Origin of the sequence: Pseudomonas sp. NMI760_13, assembly GCF_021283245.1 — a bacterium.
Taxonomy (GTDB): domain Bacteria; phylum Pseudomonadota; class Gammaproteobacteria; order Pseudomonadales; family Pseudomonadaceae; genus Aquipseudomonas; species Aquipseudomonas peradeniyensis.
Window position 1 is genome coordinate 124791 of sequence record NZ_JAJSRC010000008.1, and the last position, 23065, is coordinate 147855.

General features: G+C 66.4%; 25 protein-coding genes. 14 read left to right on the top strand and 11 right to left on the bottom strand.

Annotated elements, in window-relative coordinates; translation table 11 throughout:
- Positions 1-132: 132 nt before the first annotated feature.
- Both LU671_RS11225 and LU671_RS11230 read right to left on the bottom strand, forming a co-directional pair.
- A complete protein-coding gene (locus LU671_RS11225) occupies positions 133-819 on the bottom strand; it encodes an LrgB family protein (protein ID WP_203650587.1) in 687 nt (228 codons plus the stop codon).
- Complete coding sequence (locus LU671_RS11230; protein WP_203650585.1) at positions 809-1195, bottom strand: CidA/LrgA family protein; 387 nt, start codon at positions 1193-1195, stop codon at positions 809-811. Before LU671_RS11230 ends, LU671_RS11225 begins: the two co-directional genes overlap by 11 nt.
- A 100-nt stretch (positions 1196-1295) precedes the next feature.
- On the opposite strand from LU671_RS11230, the gene LU671_RS11235 reads away from it, so the two are divergent.
- Positions 1296-2183: a LysR family transcriptional regulator gene (locus LU671_RS11235; RefSeq protein ID WP_232855714.1), complete on the top strand. Its 888-nt coding sequence runs from the start codon at positions 1296-1298 to the stop codon at positions 2181-2183.
- Positions 2184-2281: 98 nt separating this feature from the next.
- Here the strand turns inward: LU671_RS11235 and LU671_RS11240 are convergent, their stop codons facing one another.
- Positions 2282-2737, bottom strand: a complete 456-nt coding sequence (locus tag LU671_RS11240) for a flavodoxin (protein WP_232855715.1) — start codon at positions 2735-2737, stop codon at positions 2282-2284.
- Between the two features lie 184 nt (positions 2738-2921).
- Here LU671_RS11240 and LU671_RS11245 point away from each other — a divergent pair, with 184 nt between their 5' ends.
- From LU671_RS11245 to LU671_RS11265, 5 genes are all read left to right on the top strand, one after another.
- Complete coding sequence (locus LU671_RS11245; protein ID WP_203650579.1) at positions 2922-3545, top strand: hypothetical protein; 624 nt, start codon at positions 2922-2924, stop codon at positions 3543-3545.
- Between the two features lie 148 nt (positions 3546-3693).
- Positions 3694-4266 (top strand): antibiotic biosynthesis monooxygenase, encoded by a 573-nt coding sequence (locus LU671_RS11250; RefSeq protein WP_232855716.1) that lies wholly within the window; start codon positions 3694-3696, stop codon positions 4264-4266.
- Positions 4267-4342: 76 nt separating this feature from the next.
- Positions 4343-5035: a dihydromonapterin reductase gene (gene folM, locus LU671_RS11255; protein ID WP_232855717.1), complete on the top strand. Its 693-nt coding sequence runs from the start codon at positions 4343-4345 to the stop codon at positions 5033-5035.
- A gap of 11 nt (positions 5036-5046) precedes the next feature.
- The gene (locus tag LU671_RS11260) at positions 5047-5343 is read left to right on the top strand and encodes a DUF1244 domain-containing protein (protein WP_050706872.1); all 297 of its coding nucleotides are present in this window, start codon (positions 5047-5049) and stop codon (positions 5341-5343) included.
- The gene (locus tag LU671_RS11265) at positions 5336-5677 is read left to right on the top strand and encodes a HopJ type III effector protein (RefSeq protein WP_203650564.1); all 342 of its coding nucleotides are present in this window, start codon (positions 5336-5338) and stop codon (positions 5675-5677) included. Before LU671_RS11260 ends, LU671_RS11265 begins: the two co-directional genes overlap by 8 nt.
- A gap of 90 nt (positions 5678-5767) precedes the next feature.
- Here the strand turns inward: LU671_RS11265 and LU671_RS11270 are convergent, their stop codons facing one another.
- The 4 genes from LU671_RS11270 to LU671_RS11285 form a co-directional block, all read right to left on the bottom strand.
- On the bottom strand, positions 5768-6676 hold the full coding sequence (locus LU671_RS11270; protein WP_232855718.1) for an alpha/beta hydrolase family protein: 909 nt from the start codon (positions 6674-6676) through the stop codon (positions 5768-5770).
- A 167-nt stretch (positions 6677-6843) separates the two neighbouring features.
- Positions 6844-7530, bottom strand: a complete 687-nt coding sequence (locus tag LU671_RS11275) for a GNAT family N-acetyltransferase (RefSeq protein ID WP_232855719.1) — start codon at positions 7528-7530, stop codon at positions 6844-6846.
- 167 nt (positions 7531-7697) lie between these two features.
- Positions 7698-8897 (bottom strand): enoyl-ACP reductase FabV, encoded by a 1200-nt coding sequence (gene fabV, locus LU671_RS11280; protein ID WP_232855720.1) that lies wholly within the window; start codon positions 8895-8897, stop codon positions 7698-7700.
- Positions 8898-9140: 243 nt separating this feature from the next.
- Positions 9141-10001, bottom strand: coding sequence for a LysR substrate-binding domain-containing protein (locus LU671_RS11285; RefSeq protein WP_232855721.1), 861 nt, complete (start codon positions 9999-10001; stop codon positions 9141-9143).
- A gap of 134 nt (positions 10002-10135) precedes the next feature.
- On the opposite strand from LU671_RS11285, the gene LU671_RS11290 reads away from it, so the two are divergent.
- Genes LU671_RS11290 through LU671_RS11305 form a run of 4 tightly spaced genes read left to right on the top strand, consistent with a single transcriptional unit; the run spans position 10136 to position 14305 of the window.
- Positions 10136-11185 carry an agmatine deiminase family protein gene (locus LU671_RS11290; RefSeq protein ID WP_203650548.1) on the top strand — a complete coding sequence of 350 codons (1050 nt, stop codon included), beginning with the start codon at positions 10136-10138 and terminating at the stop codon, positions 11183-11185.
- The gene (aguB, locus tag LU671_RS11295) at positions 11182-12078 is read left to right on the top strand and encodes an N-carbamoylputrescine amidase (RefSeq protein ID WP_232855722.1); all 897 of its coding nucleotides are present in this window, start codon (positions 11182-11184) and stop codon (positions 12076-12078) included. Before LU671_RS11290 ends, aguB begins: the two co-directional genes overlap by 4 nt.
- 3 nt (positions 12079-12081) lie before the next feature.
- On the top strand, positions 12082-13176 hold the full coding sequence (locus LU671_RS11300) for an extracellular solute-binding protein (protein WP_232855723.1): 1095 nt from the start codon (positions 12082-12084) through the stop codon (positions 13174-13176).
- A 4-nt stretch (positions 13177-13180) separates the two neighbouring features.
- Positions 13181-14305: an agmatine deiminase family protein gene (locus LU671_RS11305; RefSeq protein WP_232855724.1), complete on the top strand. Its 1125-nt coding sequence runs from the start codon at positions 13181-13183 to the stop codon at positions 14303-14305.
- 92 nt (positions 14306-14397) lie between these two features.
- On the opposite strand, the gene LU671_RS11310 is transcribed toward LU671_RS11305, so the two are convergent.
- Positions 14398-14928, bottom strand: a complete 531-nt coding sequence (locus tag LU671_RS11310; RefSeq protein ID WP_232855725.1) for a cytochrome b/b6 domain-containing protein — start codon at positions 14926-14928, stop codon at positions 14398-14400.
- Positions 14925-15194, bottom strand: coding sequence for a PepSY domain-containing protein (locus LU671_RS11315; protein ID WP_232855726.1), 270 nt, complete (start codon positions 15192-15194; stop codon positions 14925-14927). The genes LU671_RS11310 and LU671_RS11315 overlap by 4 nt, the downstream gene beginning before the upstream one ends.
- Positions 15195-15371: 177 nt before the next feature.
- Between LU671_RS11315 and LU671_RS11320 the strand changes: the two genes are divergently transcribed.
- A complete protein-coding gene (locus LU671_RS11320) occupies positions 15372-16550 on the top strand; it encodes an acetyl-CoA C-acetyltransferase (RefSeq protein WP_232855727.1) in 1179 nt (392 codons plus the stop codon).
- 66 nt (positions 16551-16616) lie between these two features.
- Here the strand turns inward: LU671_RS11320 and rimI are convergent, their stop codons facing one another.
- Together rimI and LU671_RS11330 are read right to left on the bottom strand one after the other, a co-directional pair.
- A complete protein-coding gene (gene rimI / locus LU671_RS11325; protein WP_050706883.1) occupies positions 16617-17072 on the bottom strand; it encodes a ribosomal protein S18-alanine N-acetyltransferase in 456 nt (151 codons plus the stop codon).
- Complete coding sequence (locus LU671_RS11330; protein ID WP_232855728.1) at positions 17069-17860, bottom strand: energy transducer TonB; 792 nt, start codon at positions 17858-17860, stop codon at positions 17069-17071. Before LU671_RS11330 ends, rimI begins: the two co-directional genes overlap by 4 nt.
- A 263-nt stretch (positions 17861-18123) precedes the next feature.
- Here LU671_RS11330 and mksB point away from each other — a divergent pair, with 263 nt between their 5' ends.
- From mksB to mksF, 3 genes are read left to right on the top strand one after another with little or no spacing between them, the layout of a single operon-like run.
- Complete coding sequence (mksB, locus tag LU671_RS11335) at positions 18124-19413, top strand: Mks condensin complex protein MksB (RefSeq protein WP_110735926.1); 1290 nt, start codon at positions 18124-18126, stop codon at positions 19411-19413.
- Positions 19403-20110 carry an Mks condensin complex protein MksE gene (gene mksE / locus LU671_RS11340; RefSeq protein ID WP_011532174.1) on the top strand — a complete coding sequence of 236 codons (708 nt, stop codon included), beginning with the start codon at positions 19403-19405 and terminating at the stop codon, positions 20108-20110. Before mksB ends, mksE begins: the two co-directional genes overlap by 11 nt.
- The gene (mksF, locus tag LU671_RS11345) at positions 20107-22938 is read left to right on the top strand and encodes an Mks condensin complex protein MksF (RefSeq protein ID WP_203650533.1); all 2832 of its coding nucleotides are present in this window, start codon (positions 20107-20109) and stop codon (positions 22936-22938) included. Before mksE ends, mksF begins: the two co-directional genes overlap by 4 nt.
- The last annotated feature ends 127 nt before the right edge of the window (positions 22939-23065 follow it).

Sequence of the window (23065 nt, forward strand, 5' to 3'; positions counted from 1 at the left end):
TGCGTTCATTGCATGTCACCTCGGCACATACATGTGCTCTCTATGTCGAGGCTCAGTCTAGAAGCCTATACGAAGGTGATAAGTCGCCTTGGCAGCCAGCCTGATGACCGTGCGAGTCAGTGGCACGAACGGTCAGATCAGCTTCATCAAAAGCGGCGCCGCGAGCAGGTTGAGCAGCCCGGTCAGGACCATGACCAGGCCGGCCACCGAGCCCTCCTCGCGGCCGACCTCTTGGGCCCGGCTGACGCCCGCGCCATGGGCGCCGACGCCGAACAGCGCGCCCCGCGCCAAAGGCGTGCGCAGTGGCAGCCAGCGCAGCAGGATGCCGCCGAACATCGCCCCGAGCACGCCGGTGAACATCACGAACACCGCCGTCAGTTCCGGCACGCCGCCCAGGTCCTGGGCCACCGGCATGGCAAACGGCGTGGTGATCGAGCGCGGCAGCAGCGACAGGCTGACCGCATCGTCCAGCGCCAGCAGGTGCGCCAGCGCCCAGGAACTGCCGATCGAGGCCACGCTGCCGGCCAGCATGCCCACCAGCAGCGCCGGCCAGTGGCGCGCCAGCAGTGCCCGCTGCTGCCAGATCGGCACCGCGAAGGCGACGGTGACCGGGCCCAGCACGCCCATCAGCCAGTGGGTGTTGCGGGCATATTCGGCGTAGGCGGTGTGCAGCGGCACGGCCACCGCCAGCAGCAGCGCCGGCACCAGGATCAGCGGCGACAGCAGGTAGCGCCCGCTGCGCCGGTACAGCCAGCGGCTGCCCAGGTAGGCGCCCAGGGTCAGCGCCAGCCAGAACAGCGGCATGGGTTCAAGGCTCATGGCGCAACCTCCAGCGGCACACCAGTTCCACGGTCAGCGCGGTAACGACCATAACCAGCAGCGTGCTCAGGGCGATCACCAGCAAGATGCGCCAGCCTTCGCTGCGCAGCAGGCTGCCGTAGTCCAGCAGGCTCATCAGCGCCGGGATGAAGAACAGCAACATCTCGGCCATCAGCCAGCCGGCGCCCAGTTGCAGGGTGGCCGGCTTGAGCACGCCGGTCGCGAACAGCACCAGCAGCAGCGCCAGGCCCATCACCCCGGCGGGGATCGGCCAGGCCAGCCAGGCGGCCAGCTGGCCACCGATCAGGAACAGGCCCAGCAACACCGTCAGCTCGGCGAGCAGGCGCAGGGTTTTCTTCAGCAATTCAGGATTCATGGCGGGGTTCCTCGACAACGTGCCCATTGTAGAAGTCGCGCACCTAGGCCAGAAGCGAATTGTTAGACTGACAGCCATTCCAGAATGGAATCGAGCGATCATGGAATTCAAACAGCTGCGCAGTTTTATCGAGGTCGTCCACAAGGGCGGCTTCACCCAGGCGGCGACCACCCTGCACATCAGCCAGTCGGCGGTGAGCAAGCAAGTCGCCCAGCTGGAACAGGCTATCGGCCAGCCCCTGCTGGAACGTCAGGGTTCGCAATTGCTGCTGACCGCCGCCGGGCGCATCGTCCTGGAGCGGGGCGAGGCGCTGTTGCGCCAGCGCCAGGAGCTGCAGAGCGAACTGGACGACCTCAGCCAGATGGCCCGCGGCGAGCTGCGCCTGGGCCTGCCGCTGCTGGGCAGCGACGCGTTGTTCGCCGGGTTGTTCGCCGAGTACCGGCGGCGGCATCCGAACATCTCGATCCAACTGCTCGAAGGCGGCAGCCGCATGGTCGAGCAGGCGGTGAGAAGCGGCGAGCTGGAACTGGGCGGCAGCCTGACGCCGAGCGATCCGGCGTTCGATTACCAAGCCTTTTGCAATGAGCCGCTGGAGGCACTGCTGCCCGCCGGCCACCCGCTGGCCGGGCAAGCCGACGTCGCCCTGGCGCAACTGGCCGACACGCCGTTCCTGCTGTACCAGCGCAGCTTCGTGTTGAATGATCGGTTGCTCAGTGCCTGCCAGCAGGAGGGTTTCACGCCCAGGGAAGGCGGACGCAGCGGCCAGGCGGACTTTCTTGCCGCGCTGGTGGCGGCCGGGCAAGGCGTGGTGTTGCTGCCGGCGATCGTCGCGCGGGCGCTGGAGCGGCCCGGGGTGGTGCGTTTGCCGTTGCGGGCGCCGGAACATCTGCGCTGGGATATCGCCTTCATCTGGCGGCGCGGGGCTTACCTGTCGCGGGCAGCGCAGGCGTGGCTGGCGTTGTTGCGCGAACATTCAGCCATTCGTTGAGGCGACCGGCCCTATCGCGGGGCAAGCCCGCTCCCACGAGCATCATGCAGCTTTCGTGGGAGCGGGCTTGCCCCGCGATAGGACCGGTCCAGGCAACATCAGCCTTCAAGGGCAGCCACAAACTCCGCCAACCACGGCTCGGCATCGGTCTCCGGCGTCACCGTCTCGCTGGCATCGAGCCGCAGCATCGGCAGCACCTCGTTCACCCCCAGTTCGGCAAACAGCTCGCGCATCTGCTCGCCGCCGCCGCAGTAGGTGTCGCCATAGCTCGAGTCGCCCAGGCCGATCACCGCCCCCGGCAATCCGCGCCAGGCCGCCGGCAGCACGTCGCGAATGGTGCTGTACAGCGGCATCAGGCTGTCGGGCAGTTCACCCATGCCGGTGGTCGAGGTCACTGCCAACAACGCATCCGGGGCAAAGCCCTCGATGTCCTGCAGGGTGGCGCGGGCGGCGTGCCAGGCTTCAAGGCCGGCGGCCTTGAGCAGCGACTCGGCGTGACGGGCGACTTCTTCGGCGGTGCCGTATACCGAACCGGAAATAATGGCGACTTTCATCGGGTGAGGATTCCGAAACTGAGTGAAAACGTAGGATACTAGCACTCGACAGTGGCAAAAGGCCGCCTATGCCTAAAGTCACACACTTCAGGATTATCCGACGAATGACCGGAACGAAGCGTATTGCCCACTGTCCACCACCGTGAAGAAATCGCCCTTACCGATCGCCCCTTCGAGTTCGACCATGCAAGCAGACGCCCTACTCTCCCAGGACGAACTGGATTTCATCCAGGACATGCAGCATTCGCCCCAGCTGAACCTGGCCGACCCCATGTCGAGCCTGCTGGTCAATGGCGACCGTCGTCTGAAGGACCTGCTCACCCGCCTGGTGGCCAACGAGCAGGTGACCCTGCAGGCCAGCTTCAACAACCAGCAACTGAGCTTCCCCCTGCAACTGGTCGAGGACGAATTCCACGCCCTGCACCTGCAACTGGGCTCGCCGGACATCTACGAGGACGGCCCGATGCTGCGGCCCTGGCGCCTGTCGCTGGAGCGGCCGAGCGCCCTGCTCGACGACCATGGCCAGGCCAGCGACCTGTGGGTGCGGGACATCTCGTTCAAGGGCGTGCTGCTGGAAGTCCGTGGCCAGCGCGAGGCGCCGTCCCGCTTCAAGTTGCGCTTCGCCGCCGCGGATATCCCGCCGATCGGCCTGCACGGCGTGCTGCGCCGACGCATCGGCCCGCGCCTGGCCGCCTATGACCTGTCACATAGCCCGGCCGAAGAAATCGAACGCCTGCGCGAGTACATCCTGCAGGCCCACCGCCAGGCTCACCCCGAGCTGCACGCCCAGGCCCCTGCCGCCTTCTGACGACCGTCCAGCCGCTGAAACTGACCGGTCATGCGTGTTCGCGCATAATCTGCGCCCGATTCTTGCAAGCACGCCTGCGCCGCCCACCACCCCGGGCCGCATGCCAAGGGGCCGGCTACCCGCCAGCCCCGTCGCCAGGAGATACACGATGTCTACCCCACCCGTCACCTTGATGGTGTCGCGCCGCGCCGCCTGTGGCCGCTACCAGGACCTGCTGGCCTGGCTGCACGAAGGCGAGCAGCTGGCCACCGACTTCCCCGGTTACCTGGGCTCGGGCATCCTCGCGCCGCCGGCCGAGGCCGATGAATTCCAGATCATCTTCCGCTTCACCGACGAGCAGACCTTGCACGCCTGGGAGCACTCCGCCTCGCGCCGGACCTGGCTGGAGCGCGGCGACGGCCTGTTCGAACGCCCCAAAGAGAGGCGTGTGAGCGGCATCGACGACTGGTTCGGCACCAATACGGTGCAAAAACCGCCACGCTGGAAACAGGCCACGGCCATCTGGCTGGCGTTCTTCCCGGTCTCGCTGCTGTTCAACTTGCTGTTCGGCCACTGGCTGGCAGCGCTGGAACTACTGCCCCGCGTGCTGCTCAGCACCCTGGCCCTGACCCCCTTGATGGTGTACCTGTTCATCCCGCTGTCCACCCGTTTGCTGGCCGGCTGGCTGAACGCCGCGCCGCAGGCCCCGAGCGACCGCCCCCAGGGGCTGCGCAGCCGCTGAGGCACGGGCTCGCAAGGCCGCGCAGTTCGGGTATGCTGGGGCATCACGCACGGACAGACGAACAGACCGCCCGCACATGAACAGCCCAATCCTCATCACCGGCGCCAGCCAGCGCGTCGGGCTGGCCCTGGCCCTGGAGCTGGCCCAGGCCGGCCATACGGTGGTCAGCGCCAGCCGCAGCCTGCATGCCCAGGCGGCCCACCCGAACATCCGGCAGTTCCAGGCCGACCTGACCCGCAGTGAAGACCGTCAGGCCCTGATCGACCACCTGCACGGCTACTACGACGGCCTGCGCGGGATCATCCACAACGCCTCGCTGTGGCTCGACGACGGCCTGGACAACCTCGACACCATGTTCCGCCTGCACGTCGAGGCGCCCTACCACCTCAACCTGGCCCTCGGCGAATGGCTGAACAAGGTGGACAAGGCCGATATCATCCACATCTGCGACGAGACCTCCTCGCGCGGCAGCAAGAGCCACATCGGCTACGCCGCGACCAAGGCCGCGCTGCAGAACATGGTGCTGTCGTTCGCCGAAAAGTACGCGCCCAAGGTGCGGGTCAACGGTATCCTGCCGGGCCTGTTGATCCTCAAGGAAGGCGGCGACGAGCAGTACCGCCAGCAGACCCTGAAAAAGGCCCTGCTCGAATTCGAACCCGGCGCCCGCCCGCTGATCGACGCCGTGCTGTTCCTGCTCGAAAGCCAGTACAGCACCGGTAGCCAGGTGGTCATCAACGGTGGCCGCCATCTGAAGAACCGCATGACCTGAAGAGACCGCCCATGACCCCGCAACAACAGCTCGAACTCGAAGCCGCCGCGTTCCGGCGCCTGGTCGACCATCTGCAGAAACGCACCGACGTGCAGAACATCGACCTGATGAACCTCTCCGGCTTCTGCCGCAACTGCCTGTCGAAATGGCTCAAGGCCGCCGCCGACGATCGCCAGATCGAGCTGAGCCTGGACGATGCCCGCGAGCAGGTGTACGGCATGCCCTACGCCGAGTGGAAAGCCCAACACCAGAAAGAAGCCAGCGCCGAGCAACAGGCGGCGTTCGAACAAGGAAAACCCCGTGACTGACCTGAACACCCTGCGCAGCAGCCTCGCCAGCGGCGAACACGTTTTCGCCGACACCCTGGCGTTCATCGCCGCGAACTACAGCTACCAGCCCCAGGCCTTCGACAACGGCGACGTGCACAATGCCGCCGGGCAGAACGAAGGCTCGTGCAAGACCCTGGGCCTGGCGCTGCTGGAAGGGCTGAGCGACCAGGAAGCACTGCTGGCCTTCGGCGAGCACTACCGCAGCGTGGTGGCCACCCCCGAGGGCAGCGACCATGGCAATATCCGTGCGCTGATCAAGCATGGTTTGGCCGGCGTGAAGTTCACCGCCCAGCCGCTCACGCGCCTGGCCTGACTTCGCGTCTCGCCCATCGCGGGGCAAGCCCGCTCCCACTGCTGGTGGGAGCGGCGGTGCGCCGATGCGACTTGCCCCGCGATGGGGCCCTCAACCGATAACGCGACCCGGCACCTGGCCCTGCAACTGCCCTTCTCGCAGCCATCCCAGCGCAATCGGCCACAAACTTTCACGAAACCGATCGTGAAAGAACGCGAAATGCCCGATCTCCTCCACCGAGATATCCACAGGCGCCACCCGCAGGTGCCGACGCTCGGCCTGCCGCAGATACCCCAACAACCTCTCGGTGGCCGCCACCGTGCCGAACGGATCGTCGGTCAAGCTGACGGCCAGGGTCGCCGCCCGCACCTGTTCGAACGGCGCCGCCTCGAGCAGGCGCCCACTGGGCCGGTGCTCGTAGCGCGGCGTGCGGGTGCTCCAGTCGTGCACCACACCAGCCGGGGTATCCTCCAGCCAGCCCAGGCGCTTGCCGGGAAAGTAGCCGAACACCCGGGTCAACAGCGGCATCAGCACATGCCATTTGCCGAACAGCTGCCAACGCTGCTCCGCCGCGTAGTCACGCCAGTAGGCGAACTGCGCCCCCACCAGCACCGCATGGCGCACCTGCGCCGCCGACGGCGCCAGCCCCAGCGCCCAGCCGCCGAAACTGTGGCCGACCACATGCACCGGCTGGCCGGGATGCTCGGCGACGGCCAATTGCAGCATCGCCTCGAAGTCCAGCCGCCCCCAGTCGCTCCAGGACGCCTGGAAGCCGCGCAGCGTGGCCGGGCGCGATTCGCCGATGCCGCGGTAGTCATAGGTGAGTACGTCGAAGCCCTGGGCGAACAGGTAGTCGGCGAATCGCGAGTAGTAACGGCAGCGCACCGAGGTGGCGGCGTTGATGATCACCAGCGCTCGCCCGGGATCGGGCTCGGCGTGGCGCCAGCGGAATCCGCCGAGGCTGTAGCCGTCGGCGGCGACATGACGAAAGGCACAGGCGGGTTGGGTGAGGCTGCTCATGGCGCGCTCCCTGCGGCGTCGCGCCATGCTGGCGGACGGGCTGTTGTCGTGCGCCCACGCTAGCAAAAAAATCGGTGGCTGTACCGGCCCTATCGCGGGGCAAGCCCGCTCCCACGCTACCCTGCCCAGTTCAGGGTAGCGTGGGAGCGGGCTTGCCCCGCGATAGTTCAAGCAGTCGGCAGGGCCCGCGCCACACCCGGCTTGCGCAGCACCGCCAGGCGCGAGCCGTGGTAGCGGGTCTCGCGGAACAGCTTCCAGCGGCCAAACAGGCCATACACATGCATCACCCGACCCTGCTCGTGGTAACCCATGCGCAGGTGCAGCTTCATGGCTGGCACGTTGTGGGTCTCCACCACATCCACCACCTTGTGACAGCCTTTCTCACGCATGGCGTTCCACAGTTCGACCTGGGCGGTTACCGACAGCTCGCTGCCGAAGTAGGGCCGGGTCATTTCGCCGCCGAATTCGAAGAACTCGCCCGGTTTCACCGGGAAGGTGCAACCGTAGTAGTGCTTGTCGTGATAGTCGAGCACGCTGGCCCAGATGAAGGCCACGGCGTCGCCCTGCTCGTCCAGGTACATGTGCCCGGTGTGCCCGGCGGCGGCCAGTTCGCGCATGGTCTCGACGCGGTCGCCGAAATACGCGGCGAAGGCGTCGGCGTTGGCGGGGGTGATCTGCACCAGGGTGACCGGCGTGTGGGCCTTGAGGCTGTGGGGTGGCACTGGACTGATCAGGTCGCGCTCCATCCACAGCAGTTCCCAGTGGAAGAACACGTAGCGTTCGAACAACGTCTTGAAGGTGCGCTTGAGGCCCTTCTGGCGGATGCGTTCTTGTAGTTTTTGCAGTGCGCCCATTGCTCCCTCCCTGGCCCCGGCGGAATTGCAAGGCCAATAGCTGGGGTATAGATCAGGCGGAGGGTGCCCATGGCAAAGGGCCATTGGGTGATTTGTTTCAGAATATTAACAAGTCGTCGGCGGGAACCGCGCAGCCGTCATCAACGGCTGCGCGGTCAAGGACTTGCTTACAGCTCGATGCAGTCGAACCGTACGTCGGTCGCCACGTCTTCGTCGTAGTTGACGTCAGCGCGCTCGAAGCCGAACAGGTTGAGGAACTGCTTCTTGTAACCAGCGTAGTCGGTCAGCTCGAACAGGTTCTCGGTGGTCACCTTCGGCCACATCGCACGGCAGGCGTCCTGCACGTCATCACGCAGTTCCCAGTCGTCCAGACGCAGACGGCCTTCGTCGTCCAGGGCAGCCGGCGCACCGTCCGCACGGTACATGCGCTCACGGAACATGCGGTCCAGCTGGTGCTGGGTACCTTCGTGGATACCCTTCTCCTGCATGATCTTGAAGACCATCGACAGGTACAGCGGCATCACCGGGATCGCCGAGCTGGCCTGGGTGACCACCGACTTCAGTACGGCCACGTTGGCACTGCCACCGACTTTCTTGCCCAGGCGCTGGGCGGTTTCGTCCAGGTCCTGCTTGGCCTTGCCCAGCGCGCCGTCCCAGTAGATCGGCCAGGTGATGTCGGAGCCGATGTAGCTGAAGGCCACGGTGCGGGCCTGCGGCGCCAGCACGCCAGCGGCGTTCAGGGCGTCGATCCACAACTCCCAGTCCTGGCCGCCCATCACGGTGACGGTGTCGGCGATTTCCTGCTCGGTGGCCGGCTCGATGCTGGCCTCGATGATGGTGTCCTTGTTGGTGTCGATGGCGGTCGACTTGTACGGCTGACCGATTGGCTTCAGTGCCGAACGCACCAGCTCACCGGTCTGTGGCAGCTTGCGCACCGGCGAGGCCAGGGAGTAGATCACCAGGTCGACCTGGCCGCCCATTTCGTTCTTGATCAGCTCGATGACCTTGGCACGGGCTTCGTCGGAGAAGGCGTCACCGTTGATCGACTTGCTGTACAGGCCTTCGGCCTTGGCGAACTTGTCGAATGCGGCGGCGTTGTACCAGCCGGCGGTACCGGGCTTGGTCTCGGTGCCCGGCTTTTCGAAGAACACGCCCAGGGTATCGGCCTTGAAGCCGAACGCCGCGGTGATGCGCGCGGCCAGGCCGTAGCCGCTGGAGGCGCCGATCACCAGGACTTTCTTCGGACCATCCTCGCGCACGCCCAGCTTGCGGGTGGCTTCGATCTGGTCACGGACGTTGAGCTCGCAGCCCTTGGGGTGAGTCGTGGTGCAGATGAAACCGCGAACCTTGGGATGAATGATGGCCAATGTCTGTACCTCGTCAGGTTTAGGCTGGGGCAGCACCCGGATTCGGGGCGCTGCCGTTTGATCTAGAGGGTGAGACTACCCTCGCGGGATATCCGACACATATTACGGGGTGATTCAAAATCCTCGAACATTTTGTAGGAGCGGCCTTGTGCCGCGAAAGGGCCGCGAAGCGGCCCCGGCAATTTCAGCGATCTTCCGAAATCTGGGGCTGCTGCGCGGCCCTTTCGCGGCGCAAGGCCGCTCCTACAGGGACGGTGCTGGCTGCAAGGCTTCGCGCAACCATGCCAGGAACTGCCGCGCCAACGGATCCTCCTGGCTTTCCCAATGCACCAGGCAGCTCCACACCGGCCCGCGTACACGCTGTGCCGACAAGGGTCGCAAACGTCCCTCGTCGACCATCCGCTGCGCCAGCAGCTGACTGACCAGGGCAATCCCCAGCCCCTCGCCCGCCGCCTCCAGCAGCAGCCCCGGGTCGGAGAAATTCAGCCCCTTGCCCTGCTGCCCTACCTCCTCGCCGCCCTCCAGCTGCCAGTGGCTCCAGTCCACCTCGCGCTCGCCGTGCAAGGTCGTGCGCCCGGTCTCGGGCAATGTCGGATGACAGGCCGGATACAGCGTGTCCTGGTGTAGCACAGTGAAGCTGCATTCAGCCTGCGGGCCGATATCGTCGCGAATCGCCAGGTCGATGGTCTCGCTGGCCATGTCCGGCACCTCGAAGCTGGTGAACAGCCACAGGTCCACGTCCGGGTGACACCGGTGGAAATCCGCCAGGCGCGGTAACAGCCAATGCCGGGCGAAGGCCGGGGTGGTATTGACCACCAGCTGGTTGGGCTTGCGGTATTGGTCGAGACGACGAATCCCCACCGCCAGCTGCTGCAGCAAGGCCTGGGTGGTGCTGAGCAGGTCATGCCCGGCATCGGTCAGGCTGACACTGCGCCCGCTGCGATGAAACAAGGGCTGTTCCAGGTAGCTTTCCAGGCTGCGGATCTGCTGGCTGATCGCCGACTGGGTGAGGTTCAGGGCCTCGGCGGCCTTATGGAAGCTGCCCAGGCGGGCGGCGGCTTCGAAACCACGCAGGGCGTTGAGCGGGGGCCAATGCTTGAGCATGCTGATAAGCCTGACTAATCAGAAATACGCTAAATCTATCGTTTGTCGCGCCACTTTCCCAGCCATAACATGGGCAGCAACACCCGCGACGGCGGGCTTCGTTGATAACAATCCCTAATAGATCGGAGTTCACTATGACCCTGTCCCGCGACAGCGGCTGGCGCATGCCTGCCGAATGGGCCCGCCACGCCGCCACCTGGATGATCTGGCCACACAACAAGCCGCTGTGGGAGTCGGGCTGGGGCGTGACCCTGGCCGACGTGCAGCGCGACTATGCCCGCGTGGCCGCCGCCATCGCCCGCTTCGAGCCGGTGAAGATGGTGGTCGATCCTTCGGCCATGGCCATTGCCCGCGAACTGTGCGGCCCCGGCATCGAGCTGGTCGAACTGGCCGTGGACGACAGCTGGTGCCGCGACAGCGGCCCGACCTTCCTCGTCCACCCGCAACAGGGCGTGGCCGGCCTGAGCTGGCGCTTCAACGCCTGGGGCGACAAGTCCGAGCATGGCAAGGACCGCAGCCTGGCCCGGCGCATCCTCGACCACCTCGGCCTCGAAGGCCTGAGCACCCCGCTGTGCAACGAAGGCGGCGCCATCCACGTCGACGGCGAAGGCACGCTGATCACCACCGAGTCGGTGCTGCTCAATCCCAACCGCAACCCGGGCCTGAGCAAGGCCGACTTCGAGGACTGCTTCGCCCGCCTGCTGGGCATCCGCAAGACCATCTGGCTGCCGGGCGACCCGCAGTACGTCACCGGCGACATGACCGACGGCCATGTCGATGGCGTGTGCGCCTTCGCCCGCCCCGGCGTGCTGCTGGTGGACGCCACCCACGACCAGGGTTCGGTGTACGCCGAAGTGGCCCGCGAGAACCGCCGCGCCCTGGAACTGGCCACTGATGCCCAGGGCCGCTCGTTCGAGCTGCTCGACCTGTACGAGGCCACGGCGGCCGTGGACACCGAAGCCGAGGTGTTCTGCGCCTCCTACACCAACTTCTACCTGACCAACGGCGCGGTGATCATGCCGGCCTACGGCATCGACGCCGACCAGGCCGCCGCGCAGCAGCTGGCCCTGGCCTTCCCCGGCCGCGAGGTCGTGCCGGTGCGCATCGACCACATCGCCCACGGTGGCGGCGGCATCCACTGCATCACCCAGCAGCAGCCAGCGTGGCAGGGGGCGCGGCCATGAGCACCTTGCGCATCGCCACCACGCAGATGGCCTGCAGCTGGGACCTGGCCGCCAACCTCGACCGTGCCGAGCAGCTGGTGCGAGAGGCCGCCGCCCAGGGCGCCCAGGTGATCCTGCTGCAGGAACTGTTCGCCACCCCGTACTTCTGCATCGAGCAGTGCCACAGCCACCAGACCCTGGCCCAGGACTACCACGACAGCCCGTTGCTCAAGCGCTTCGCCGCCCTGGCCAAGGAGCTGGGCGTGGTGCTGCCGCTGAGCTGGTATGAGCGCGCCGGCAATGCCTTCTTCAACTCGCTGACCGTGGCCGACGCCGACGGCCACCTGCTGGGCATCTACCGCAAGACTCACATCCCCAACGCCATCGGCTATCAGGAGAAGGAGTACTTCAGCCCCGGCGACACCGGCTTCAAGGTCTGGGACACCGCCTTCGGCCGCCTGGGCATCGGCATCTGCTGGGACCAGTGGTTCCCCGAGACCGCCCGCTGCCTGGCGCTGATGGGCGCCGAGGTGCTGCTGTTCCCCACCGCCATCGGCTCGGAGCCGGGCGCCGCCGAGTTGGATTCGCGCGACCATTGGCAGATGGCCATGCGTGGCCACGCCGCCGCCAACCTGCTGCCGGTGGTGGCCGCCAACCGGGTCGGCCACGAGGTCGCCCGTAGTGACGACAACCTGTCGATGCACTTCTACGGCTCGTCATTCATCTGCGACCACAAAGGCGCCATGCTGCAAGAAGCCGACCGCGACAGCAGCGGCGTGTGGCTGCACGACCTGGACCTGGAAGGCATGCGCGAGGACCGCCTGACCTGGGGCATCTACCGTGACCGTCGCCCCAGCATGTATGCGCCGCTGATGACCCTCGACGGCCGTACCCCACAAACCGCGAGGGCCTGAACCATGCCAAGCCGTCCATCGAAACTGCTCGCCATCGCCGCCCTGGTGGCCTGCGCCGGCGCTGCCCAGGCCGAGCAGGAAGCCCTGCGTCTGTACAACTGGGCCGACTATTTTGCCGAGGACACCCTCAAGCGCTTCACCGCCGAAACCGGCATCCCGGTGATCTACGACGTCATGGACGGCAGCGAAGTGCTCGAGGCCAAGCTGATGTCCGGGCGCAGCGGCTATGACCTGGTGTTCCCCGGCGACACCGTGGCCGAACGGCTGATGCGCGCCGGCAGCCTGCGGCCGCTGGACCGCCAGCAACTGACCGCGCTGGATGACATCGAGCCCGGTCTGCGCCAGCTGCACGAGCGCTATCCCAAGGCCAGCCAGGCCACCGTGCCCTACACCTGGGGCACCATCGGCCTGACCATGGACGCGGCGAAGATCCGCGAGCGCATGCCCGACGCCCCGCTGGACAGCCTCGACCTGCTGTTCAAACCGGAGCTGGCGGCCAAGTTCGCCGACTGCGGCATCTCGATGATCGACTCGCCCGACGAAGTGCTGGCCGTGGTCCTCCACTACCTCGGTCGCGAACCACGCAGCGCCAAACGCGAAGACCTGGCCGCCGCCAGCGAACTGCTCAAGGGCATTCGCCCCTATGTGCGCAAGCTGCAGTCACAGCCGGTCACCGAGCTGGTCAACGGCAACACCTGCCTGTCGCTGGGCTACAGCGGCGACGTGATCCAGGCCCAGCGCACCGCCGAGGCTGCCGGCAAGGCCATCGACTTCCAGTACCGCGTGCCCCGCGAAGGCACCACGGTGTGGATGGACACCATGGCCATCCCCGCCGACGCCAAGCACCCGGAATACGCCTATCGTTTCATCAACTTCGTCATGCGCCCGGAGAACATGGCCGCGATCAGCAACTTCACCGGCTACCCCACCGCCAGCGCCAAGGCCCGCCCATTGGTGGACGCGCGCCTGCGTGACAACCCGGACATCTACCTCGCCGATGCCACCTACACCCGGCTGATCCCGGGCAAGGACATCCCCCAGGCCGATATGCGTGCGCGCATGCGCGTCTGGACCCGTTTCAAGACTGCACAGGACTGACCCCATGCCCACTCGCCGTACCTTCCTCCAGCAAATGAGCGTCGTCGCCGGCCTCGGCGCCGCCGCCAGCTTTGGCCTGCCGTTCGGCAGCAACAGCGCCCGCGCCAGCGAGGCCGGTCGCTGGTTCATGCCCGACGAGGGTGAACCGCACCAGCGCGCCTACATCGCCTTCGGCGCCCAGGACGCCATCTGGGAAGACTTCACCGAAGACGTCCAGGCCGCGCTCGGGCGCATCGCCCGTGCCATCGCCGCGTTCCAGCCGGTGACGGTGTTCTGCCGCGCCAGCGAGCGCGACATCGCCGAGGAGGAATGCGGCAGCCACAACATCACCTATGTCGAGACCGAGCTGGACGATATCTGGATGCGCGACATCGGCGCCAACTTCGTGGTCGACGACGATGGCGCGCTGGGCGCGGTGGACTTCAACTTCAACGGCTGGGGCGGCAAGCAGCAGCACCGCTACGACGCCAAGCTGGCAGCCCGCGTCGCCAGGCTGGCCGGCGCCCAGTACCAGCAGAGCGAACTGGTGGGCGAAGGTGGCGGTATCGAGGTGGACGGCCACGGCACCGGGATCATGACCGAGAGCAGCTGGATCAACAGCAACCGCAACCCGGGTTGGAGCAAGGCTCAGGTCGAGGCGGAGCTGAAGGAGCGGCTGGGGCTGCGCAAGATCATCTGGCTGCCGGGCATCAAGGGCAAGGACATCACCGATGCCCATGTGGACTTCTATGCGCGCTTCGCGGCGCCCGGCGTGGTGGTGGCGAACCTGGACAACGATCCGGACTCGTACGATCACGAAGTGACCCTTGAGCACCTGGAAATCCTGCGCAACGCCACCGATGCCGATGGCCGCAAGTTGCAGGTGCACACGATGTCGCCACCGCTCAAGCCTCGGCGCAGCAAGTTCAGCGAGGACAATCCGGACTTCGCGGCGGGGTATATCAACTACTTCGTCATCAATGGCGCGGTGATCGCGCCGCAGTTCGGTGACCGCAGTGCCGACGAGAAGGCGCGGGCGTTGCTGGTGAAGCTGTATCCGGGGCGCAAGGTGGTGCAGCTGAATATCGATGCGATCGCGGCGGGTGGGGGCGGGATTCACTGCGTGACCAACCAGTGCCCGGCGGTGTAGATACGATTATCGCGGGGCAAGCCCGCTCCCACGCCAGTTTGGAACATGCAGGTCTGGCGTGGGAGCGGGCTTGCCCCGCGATGGGCTACACCTCACGGATCCTCGAACCTGCGCCGCCCCGTCACCATCGACCATGGCAGGTTCTCGCGCAGCCGCACGCTCTCCACCAGCGCCGCCAGCAAGTGCACGCAGACCAGCGCCAGCACGCCATCGGCCAGCCAGCTGTGCAGCGTTTCCAGCCACTCGGCGCCCCACAACGCATCCACCTCCAGCATCATCCAGCCGGTCAGGCCCAGGCTGGCGATGCCGGTCATCATCAGCACCATCACCAGCGCGCCGATCGGCGTGTGCCCCAGGCGGTGATAACGCTCACCGCGCCACAGCGCCCGGGCATGGCCCAGCAGCCGCGCAGGCGTCGGCCAGAAGTCCGCCCAGCGCGCACTGCGCGGCCCGACGAAGCCCCACGTCAGCCGTATCACCAGGCACACGCAGGCGTAGTAACCCAGCCACTGGTGCCAGTCGTCACCGGCCTCGTTGAAGAAATAGTCGCCGAAGAACACCAGCGCGAGCGACCAGTGACACACCCTGAGCAAGGGGTCCCACAGCCGCACGCTGGCGGTCACTTATGGTACTCGGTCTTGACCGCCTTGCCCGTCACCGGGTCGTGGTAGATCTCGACCTTGCGGCCGTCCTTGTCGAACCCGTAGATCTCGTAGCAGTTGCCCTTGGTGATCTGGAACTTGTTGATCTTGTAGCCCTGCTCCTTGAGCTGGTCCTGGAACTTGTCGGCATCCTGCCAGGTGCCGCGATCGGCGGTGGTGCACTCTGTCTTGGCGAACGCACCGGCACTGGCGAGCAGCAGGGTGATGGCGAGCACTGAACGGCGCATGAATGGACCCCTTCTGGTTGGTGGGAACCAGCCAAGCTTAGCCCGCCCGATTGAAGGCACCGCCGCAAGCCAATCATTCATTTGAATTTCAGATCAATGGCAAAGAAAAACAAACTTCTCAAATAAGCCCCGGGCGGGGATGCTGTGAGGATCACGCCCGCATCCCGGAGAACAACAATGAACGAAGTCGTCATCGTCGCCGCCACCCGCACTGCCATCGGCAGTTTCCAGGGGGGCCTGGCCAACGTCTCCGCCGTGGAGCTGGGCGCCGCCGTGATCCGCCAGCTGCTGGCCCAGACCCTGCTGGACCCGGCCCAGGTCGACGAAGTGATCCTCGGCCAGGTACTCACCGCCGGCGCCGGCCAGAACCCCGCCCGCCAGGCCGCCGTGAAGGCCGGCCTGCCCTTCGAGGTCCCTGCCCTGACCCTGAACAAGGTCTGCGGCTCGGGCCTCAAGGCCCTGCACCTGGCCACCCAGGCCATCCGCTGCGGTGACGCCGAGGTGGTGATCGCCGGCGGCCAGGAAAGCATGAGCCTGGCGCCCTACGTGATGCCTTCGGCGCGCACCGGCCAGCGCATGGGCCACGGCCAGCTGATCGACAGCATGATCACCGACGGCCTGTGGGACGCCTTCAACGACTACCACATGGGCATCACCGCCGAGAACCTGGTGGACAAGTACGCCCTCACCCGCGAACAACAGGACGCCTTCGCCGCCGAGTCGCAGCGCAAGGCCGTGGCCGCCATCGAGACCGGGCGTTTCAAGGACGAGATCACCCCGATCCACATCCCGCAGAAAAAAGGCGAGCCGCTGGTGTTCGACACCGATGAACAACCCCGCCCCGGCACCACCGCCGAATCCCTCGGCAAGCTGCGCGCCGCGTTCAAGAAAGACGGCAGCGTCACCGCCGGCAACGCCTCCAGCCTCAACGACGGCGCCGCCGCGGTGCTGCTGATGAGCGCCGCCAAGGCCAAGGCCCTGGGCTTGCCGGTGTTGGCGAAGATCGCCGCCTACGCCAGCGCCGGCGTGGACCCGGCGATCATGGGCATCGGCCCTGTGTCGGCGACCCAGCGCTGCCTGGACAAGGCCGGCTGGCAATTGGCCGATCTGGATTTGATCGAGGCCAACGAAGCCTTTGCCGCCCAGGCGCTGGCGGTGGGCAAACAGCTGGAATGGGATGCGGCGAAGGTCAATGTCAACGGCGGCGCCATCGCCCTGGGCCACCCGATCGGCGCCTCGGGCTGCCGGGTGCTGGTGACCCTGCTGCACGAAATGATCAAGCGCGATGCGAAGAAGGGCTTGGCGACCCTCTGCATCGGCGGCGGTCAGGGCGTAGCCCTGGCAATCGAGCGTTAATTCTCGCCGCCTGAACCTCAGCCGTCGCCTGGCACTGGCTTGAACCGGTGCCCGCGGCGGCGCGCCTCAGTCCTCCAGCAGCGTACAGGCCATCACCAGCGCGTCTTCGCGCCCGCCCGCCACCGGATAGTAGTCTCGACGCCGGCCGATCTCGTTGAACCCATAGCGCTCATACAGGCGATAGGCCGACTGGTTGCTGGCGCGCACTTCGAGGAAACACTCGCGGCCATTGAGCTGGTAGGCCCGCGCCATCAGGTGCTCGAGCAGGCGCAGGCCCAACCCGCAGCCCTGGTTTTCCGGCTTGACGGTGATATTGAGCAGGTGCGCCTCGTCGATGATCACGTTGATCACGCCATGGCCGACTTGCTGCTGGCCAACGAACATCAACCACACTTCATAGGACTTCAGCGCATCCAGGAAGATGCCGCGGGTCCAGGGGTGGCTGAAGGCGGCATATTCGATCTTAAGCAGGGCATCCAGATCCGCCTCGGTTGCCGGGCGGAAACTGATCGAGTCACTCATTCAACGCTCTTCCAGCGCGCCATCAGCTGGCGCATGGCTTTCCAGACGTCCGCCTTGCGTTGCGGCTCGTCCATCAACAGTTCAAGGCCGGGCAAGGCCCAGGCGTTGCCGAGCAGGTCGACCTCGAGTTCTTGGTAGTAGGCTTCGGCATCGGCCTGGCCGGCGAAGCGGATGGCCGGCAGGCCGAGCAGCCACAGGCAGGTGCACGGCGCCTCTTCCAGGCGCGCGGCGATGAAACCCTGGACGAAGTCGCGGGCGGCGTCCGGGCCCTGGTCCATGTTGCCGCGCATCAGCAACGGCCAGCGCACCGGCTCGCCGATGATCTGCGGGGCATCCGGCAGGCCGGCGGCACGCAGCATGTCCTTGAGCAGTAGGTACGACGGATCGCGGCTCTGGAACGGCTGGCCGGTGGCCAGCTCGACCAGCAGCAGGCAACTGCCAGCGCGCAGCAACTGCAGGGCGAAGCGTGGTGGCGGTACCGGCGCCGGGCGTGGCGCGGGGGCCTCCTGCTCGGCCTCGACCGGCTTGGCGGCCGGTTTCGGCGCGCTGCCCGGGCGCGGGATTTCGATCTTCGGCCGCTCGGCACGTGCCTGAGGGGCCGCCGGGGTGGCGTTCGGCGCAGGCGCGGGAGCGGCCGGACGCACTTCGAAATCGAGTTCCTCGACCGGCGCCACCGGCAACAGCAGCTCCGGCCGCGACGGGGCGGCGAACGGCAGTTCAGCGCGCGGCAGCCAGTGCACCACTTGCATGGCGGACAGGTAGGCGCGGCGGCGGGACTCGATCAGCAAGGCGCGGGTATCCGGGGATAGACGAAACAGTCGGGCATTCTAACGCCGTTGCCCAGGATGCGCCGCAACAGATTATCGGCCATCGCGGGGCAAGCCCGCTCCCACGCCTTAATGCAGGTGTGGGAGCGGGCTTGCCCCGCGATGGGGCCGGTAAATCCCCCCTTGAGCCTCAGGGTTGTCCCCATAACAGACCAAGGGGTGAAATCCTCCCCCCCGGATGCAGTACAATCGCCCCTTTTATTTGGCAACGAGTCGACCCGCCAATGATCGAACCCAAGCGCGTCCTGCGCGCCCTAGCCGAACACTGGGCCCTGATCGAGCCGCTGTGCGAGCGCTTCGACCAGGGCACCCTGAGCCTGGTCGAGCTGCGCCAGCAGCTGGCCCGCCAGCAGGTGGAAAGCACCCCGCAGGACATCACCCAGCTGCTCGACGTGTGGATCCGCCTGGACATCCTGGTCCCGGTGGCCAAGAGCCCGAACCGTTTCGAGCTCAACGCGCAGATCCACGATTTCCTCGCCTACCTGCGCCGCGAACACCGGCTGGGCCTGTGCCTGGAGATCGAGGCTTACCTGCGCCACCTGGAACGCCTCGCCGGGCATATCCAGGACGCCTTCGACAACCGCGACAGCGACGACTTGGCGCGCCAGCTGCGCCTGCTCGACATGCGCGTGCGCGACGTGTTGAAGAAGCTCGACAACGACGAACAGGCGCTGGTGGCCGTGGCCGAGCGGGCCAAGACCAGCAACCGCCAGATCCCCCTGCGCCAGCGCTACGCCGAAGTGCTGGCGACCTGGGACGAGTACGTCGAACCGATGATCCAGCTGGTCAACGCCGACGGCGCCTTCGAGCAGGGCGTGCGCAAGGTCGAGACCGTGCTGCTGCGCCTTTTGGGCGAGCAGGCGCGCCTGGGCCACCTGGTCGACGACGACATGCTGCTGCGCACCCATGCGCGCATCCTCGAAATGCAGACCAGCGCCCAGCTGACCCTGCGCCACGCCCGCGAACTGCTGCTGCCGCTGCGCGAAGAAGCGCGCCGGCACAACGCCGTGACCCGTGGCGCCGCCCTGGCCTTGTCGGTGATCCGCAAGAAGGGCATCGACGCCGTGCCGCAGGCCGCCATGCCGCTGTTCACCCGCCCACAGAGCACCTTCCTCGGCAGCGCCAGCCAAGTTGAAGCCTACGTCTACGCCCTGGCCCGCTTCGAGCCCAAGCCTGCGCGCTTCCCGAAGGCGCACAAGACCCAGAAGGGCCCGCTGCCCCGCGCCCCACGCACGGTCAAGGAAATGCTCGAACGCTGCGAAGACGCCCTGCCGCTGCCGGACCTGATGGTCTGGCTGCTGGAGCAGGAGCCCGAGGGCGCCACCGACGAACTGCTGTACTGGTTCTCGCGCCTGTCGCGCGAGAAGCGCTTCAGCCGCGAGCGCCTCGATCGCCAGCAATACCTCACCCGCGAACACCTGGTCAGCCTGCGCTCCTTCGCCCTGACCTCCAGCCGCGACAACAAGCCGGCGACCACGACCGAATCCACCGCGAGCCCCGTCCATGCATCTTGATCTTTCCGAACTGTCCCAGCTCGCGCCGATCTTCCGCGAGCTGTTCAAGGGCTTCCACATCAGCCGCCGCGACCCGGAGCTGTACGCCCAGCTGTCGAACTTCCAGGACCAGTACCGCACCCTGTTCAAGGCCCTGGGCTTCGAGCTGGTCTGCGACACCCGCGGCTTCTACTACTTCGTCCCCGAGCAGGCCGCCGCGCAGGTCAACAAGACCGCCCAGCGCCTGTCGCTGTTCACCTTCATCCTGGTCGAGCACCTGGCCGACCAGGGCCGCGACCCGATGGCCGTGCTCGATGGTGGCAGCATCGGCCGCGACGAGTTGCCATCGCTGCTGGACAAGTACCGCGACCTGTTCCTGCAGGCCGAAGTGCAGACCGTCGACGAGCTCGAAGAAAAGATCATGCGCCGCATGACCCAGCTGGGCTTCGCCTTCGAAGAGGGCGGCATCTACCGCTTCATGCCGCCGATGCACCGTTTCCTCGACGTGTGCCTGTCGGTCCAGCAGGACCGCGACCTGGCCGCCACCCTGCACAGCGACCTGCCGCTGCCGGTGCCCGTGCTGGTGGTGGAAGAAACCCCCGAGGAACTCAACCGCACCGACGACCCGCTCGACCTCACCCCGTTCGACGGCGAGGAAAGCGAAGAGGACGCCCTGGCCCGGGCGATCCGCGAAGAGCAACAGGAGATTGACGCATGAGCCAGGAACGCTACGGCATCCGCCGCTTCGCACTGCTCAACACCGCCGGCTACAGCCTCGGCCTGTTCCCCCTGGAACACCCGCTGTCGGTCTACGGCGCCAACAACCTGGGTAAATCGGCGTCGATCAACGCCCTGCAGTTCCCGATCCTGGCGCGCATGTCCGACATGAGCTTCGGCAAGTACAGCCTGGAACAGTCGCGGCGCTTCTACTTCGCCACCGACACCAGCTACATCCTCACCGAACTGAACCTGCCCCACGGCCCGCACGTGATCGGCGTGGTCGGTCGCGGCCCGGGCGGCGGCTTCGGCCACCAGTTCTTCGCCTACCAGGGCGAGCTGGACCTGGCCCACTACCAGAAAGACGACACCTGCCTGCGCCAGAAGGAGCTGTTCACCAACCTCGAGCGCCATGGCCTGAAAGCCTACGAGCTCAAGCCGGACGAGCTGCGCCGGTTGCTGGTCGGCGGCCACACCTCGGTGCCGCTGGACCTGACCCTGATCCCGCTGCGCTCGACCAGCGAGCAAAGCCTGAAGACCTTCCGCGCACTGTTCATCAACCTGCTGCACATGCGCGAGATCACCGCCGCCAAGCTCAAGCAGCTGTTCCTCGACGCCTTCGAGCACAGCCTGCGCTCGGGCAGCGTCGACTACATCGCCGCCTGCGAAGAGGCCTTCCGCGACGTGCGCCGCATGGAGGGCGACTACAACGCCCTGGTGGCCGCAGGCCCACTGGTCGAGGCCCTGGCCGGTGGCGTGGCCCAACGCGACATCCTGCGCGGCAAGCTGCACCGCATCTCGCCCTTGCTCGACAACCTGCTGGGCACCTGGCAGGAATACGCCATGGCGCGCAAGGAAGAGCTGGTAATCCAGTCCGAGCACTACCGTGGCGAGCAGGACCGCCTGCAGAACGACCAGCGCGGCGGTACCCAGGAGCTGATGCGCCTGGAGCGCGAGATTACCGGCATCCAGCGTTGGCTGGGTGAGCTGTCGGTGCTCAAGCACCGCTTCGCCCTGGTCACCGACGTCAAGGTCCTGGAGCAGCAGCTGCTGGCGGCCAAGGACGCCCACGACGAACTGGCCGGCGCCCTGGCCCAGTCGCGACAGTTCTCCGCCGAGGACCTCGACGAGCGCGTGCGCGACCTGGAAAAACGCGTCAAGGCAGTCAAGCAGCAGCTCGACCACGCCGACAACAACAGCTACGCCCGCCTGCGCGAGGAGTTCTCGCAGCAGGACGTCGACCGCCTGATGCGCCTGTTCAACGGTGCGCTGTTCAGCCTGCCGCTGGGTGACCGTGGCATCGAGCTGGACGACAGCGACGTCTGGGTGAAGACCCTCGAAGGCGTGCTCGACCGCTTCAAGGGCGAACGCTTCGAAGTGCCGGGCCTGTCCATCGACATCTCGCACATCGACCCACCCGCGCTGCAGGCCCTGGCCGACCGCGCCGCCCTGCGCGACCAGAAAGAGCGCCTGGAAAAAGAACTCAAGCAGCTCAAGACCCAGCAGGCCGTGGCCCTCGACCGCGCCGCCAGCAAGGCGCAGACCGAGGCCCTGTACCAGCAGGTGCTGGATGCGCAGAAGGCCCTGGAAGACTTCCGCCGCACCGAGACCCTGGCCGCCGAAGAGCCGGAGAAGATGGAGCAACTGGGCCAGCTGGAAGCCGCCCAGGACGAGCTCAAGCGCTCCAGCGACGCCTTCACCGAACGCGTCCAGCAACTGTCGGCCAAGCTGCAGCTGGTGGGCCGGCAGATCGCCGACCTCGAAGCCAAGCAGCGCACCCTGGAAGACGCCCTGCGCCGTCGCCAGCTGCTGCCGGCCGACCTGCCGTTCGGCACGCCGTTCATGGAGGCGATCGACGACTCCATGGACAACCTGCTGCCGCTGCTCAACGACTACCAGGACAGCTGGCAGGCGCTGCAGCGCGTCGACAACCAGATCGAGGCGCTGTACGCCCAGGTGCGCCTGAAGGGCGTGGCCAAGTTCGACAGCGAAGACGACATGGAGCGCCGCCTGCAGCTGTTGATCAACGCCTACTCGCACCGCACCGAGGAAGCGCTGACCCTGGCCAAGGCCCGCCGCGCCGCGGTCACCGACATCGCCCGGACCCTGCGCAACATCCGCAGCGACTACGACAGCCTCGAGCACCAGCTGGCGCTGTTCAACCGCGAGATCAACAAGCGCCAGGTGTCGAACCTGGAGAGCTTCCGCGTGGTGCTGGCACCGAACAAGGAAGCGCTCCGGCACATCGACCAGATCATCCACAGCGCCGGCCAGTACGAGGAAGGCGAAACCCTGTCGGTGTTCGACCTCACGCAAAGCGCCGAGCAGGATCACAAGAACGAAGAGGCCAAGGAGTACCTGGCGCGGCTGGTGGCGGCCAACCACAACCAGCTGGGCCTGAAGGACCTGTTCGAACTGGCCTTCGAGATCACCAAGATCAACAGCCAGCCGGTGATTCACGCCGACATCGACGGCGCTGCGTCCAACGGCACCACCATGACCATCAAGGCGCTGACCAACATGTACCTGTTGCTGCACCTGATGGACCGCGACCTGGCCGGGCGCATTCGCCTGCCGTACTACCTCGACGAGGCGGCGGACATCGACGAACGCAACCAGGCGGCGTTGCTGGAGACCAGCCAGCAGCTGGGCTTCGTGCCGATCCTGGCGAGCGTGAAGCCGCAGGTGTCGGCGCGGGTGGCGATCGACCTGGAAGGCGGCAGCGGGCCGAATGGCATCTACATCGACGAGGCGGACTGGAAGTACATCAGCCGTCGCGACGAAGTGAAGGCGATCGTGCGCGAGGATGAGGCCGAGGAACTGGCCTGATTAGGTGCATGGGGCCGCTTCGCGGCCCTTTCGCGGCACAAGGCCGCTCCTACAGGGATATGCGTCCCCCTGTAGGAGCGGCCTTGTGCCGCGAAAGGAGGCCAAAGGCCTCCCAAAAATCGGGAAG

Excerpts from the sequence above, each read along its gene's own strand:
- LU671_RS11315 (WP_232855726.1), bottom strand. The coding sequence starts at position 15,194 with ATGCGCCGTTCAGTGCTCGCCATCACCCTGCTGCTCGCCAGTGCCGGT.
- LU671_RS11290 (WP_203650548.1), top strand. The coding sequence starts at position 10,136 with ATGACCCTGTCCCGCGACAGCGGCTGGCGCATGCCTGCCGAATGGGCC.
- LU671_RS11245 (WP_203650579.1), top strand. The coding sequence starts at position 2,922 with ATGCAAGCAGACGCCCTACTCTCCCAGGACGAACTGGATTTCATCCAG.
- LU671_RS11260 (WP_050706872.1), top strand. The coding sequence starts at position 5,047 with ATGACCCCGCAACAACAGCTCGAACTCGAAGCCGCCGCGTTCCGGCGC.
- LU671_RS11305 (WP_232855724.1), top strand. The coding sequence starts at position 13,181 with ATGCCCACTCGCCGTACCTTCCTCCAGCAAATGAGCGTCGTCGCCGGC.
- LU671_RS11230 (WP_203650585.1), bottom strand. The coding sequence starts at position 1,195 with ATGAATCCTGAATTGCTGAAGAAAACCCTGCGCCTGCTCGCCGAGCTG.
- LU671_RS11275 (WP_232855719.1), bottom strand. The coding sequence starts at position 7,530 with ATGGGCGCACTGCAAAAACTACAAGAACGCATCCGCCAGAAGGGCCTC.
- LU671_RS11250 (WP_232855716.1), top strand. The coding sequence starts at position 3,694 with ATGTCTACCCCACCCGTCACCTTGATGGTGTCGCGCCGCGCCGCCTGT.
- LU671_RS11235 (WP_232855714.1), top strand. The coding sequence starts at position 1,296 with ATGGAATTCAAACAGCTGCGCAGTTTTATCGAGGTCGTCCACAAGGGC.
- mksB (WP_110735926.1), top strand. The coding sequence starts at position 18,124 with ATGATCGAACCCAAGCGCGTCCTGCGCGCCCTAGCCGAACACTGGGCC.
- LU671_RS11320 (WP_232855727.1), top strand. The coding sequence starts at position 15,372 with ATGAACGAAGTCGTCATCGTCGCCGCCACCCGCACTGCCATCGGCAGT.
- rimI (WP_050706883.1), bottom strand. The coding sequence starts at position 17,072 with ATGAGTGACTCGATCAGTTTCCGCCCGGCAACCGAGGCGGATCTGGAT.
- LU671_RS11285 (WP_232855721.1), bottom strand. The coding sequence starts at position 10,001 with ATGCTCAAGCATTGGCCCCCGCTCAACGCCCTGCGTGGTTTCGAAGCC.
- mksE (WP_011532174.1), top strand. The coding sequence starts at position 19,403 with ATGCATCTTGATCTTTCCGAACTGTCCCAGCTCGCGCCGATCTTCCGC.
- mksF (WP_203650533.1), top strand. The coding sequence starts at position 20,107 with ATGAGCCAGGAACGCTACGGCATCCGCCGCTTCGCACTGCTCAACACC.
- LU671_RS11270 (WP_232855718.1), bottom strand. The coding sequence starts at position 6,676 with ATGAGCAGCCTCACCCAACCCGCCTGTGCCTTTCGTCATGTCGCCGCC.
- LU671_RS11225 (WP_203650587.1), bottom strand. The coding sequence starts at position 819 with ATGAGCCTTGAACCCATGCCGCTGTTCTGGCTGGCGCTGACCCTGGGC.
- folM (WP_232855717.1), top strand. The coding sequence starts at position 4,343 with ATGAACAGCCCAATCCTCATCACCGGCGCCAGCCAGCGCGTCGGGCTG.
- aguB (WP_232855722.1), top strand. The coding sequence starts at position 11,182 with ATGAGCACCTTGCGCATCGCCACCACGCAGATGGCCTGCAGCTGGGAC.
- LU671_RS11240 (WP_232855715.1), bottom strand. The coding sequence starts at position 2,737 with ATGAAAGTCGCCATTATTTCCGGTTCGGTATACGGCACCGCCGAAGAA.
- LU671_RS11300 (WP_232855723.1), top strand. The coding sequence starts at position 12,082 with ATGCCAAGCCGTCCATCGAAACTGCTCGCCATCGCCGCCCTGGTGGCC.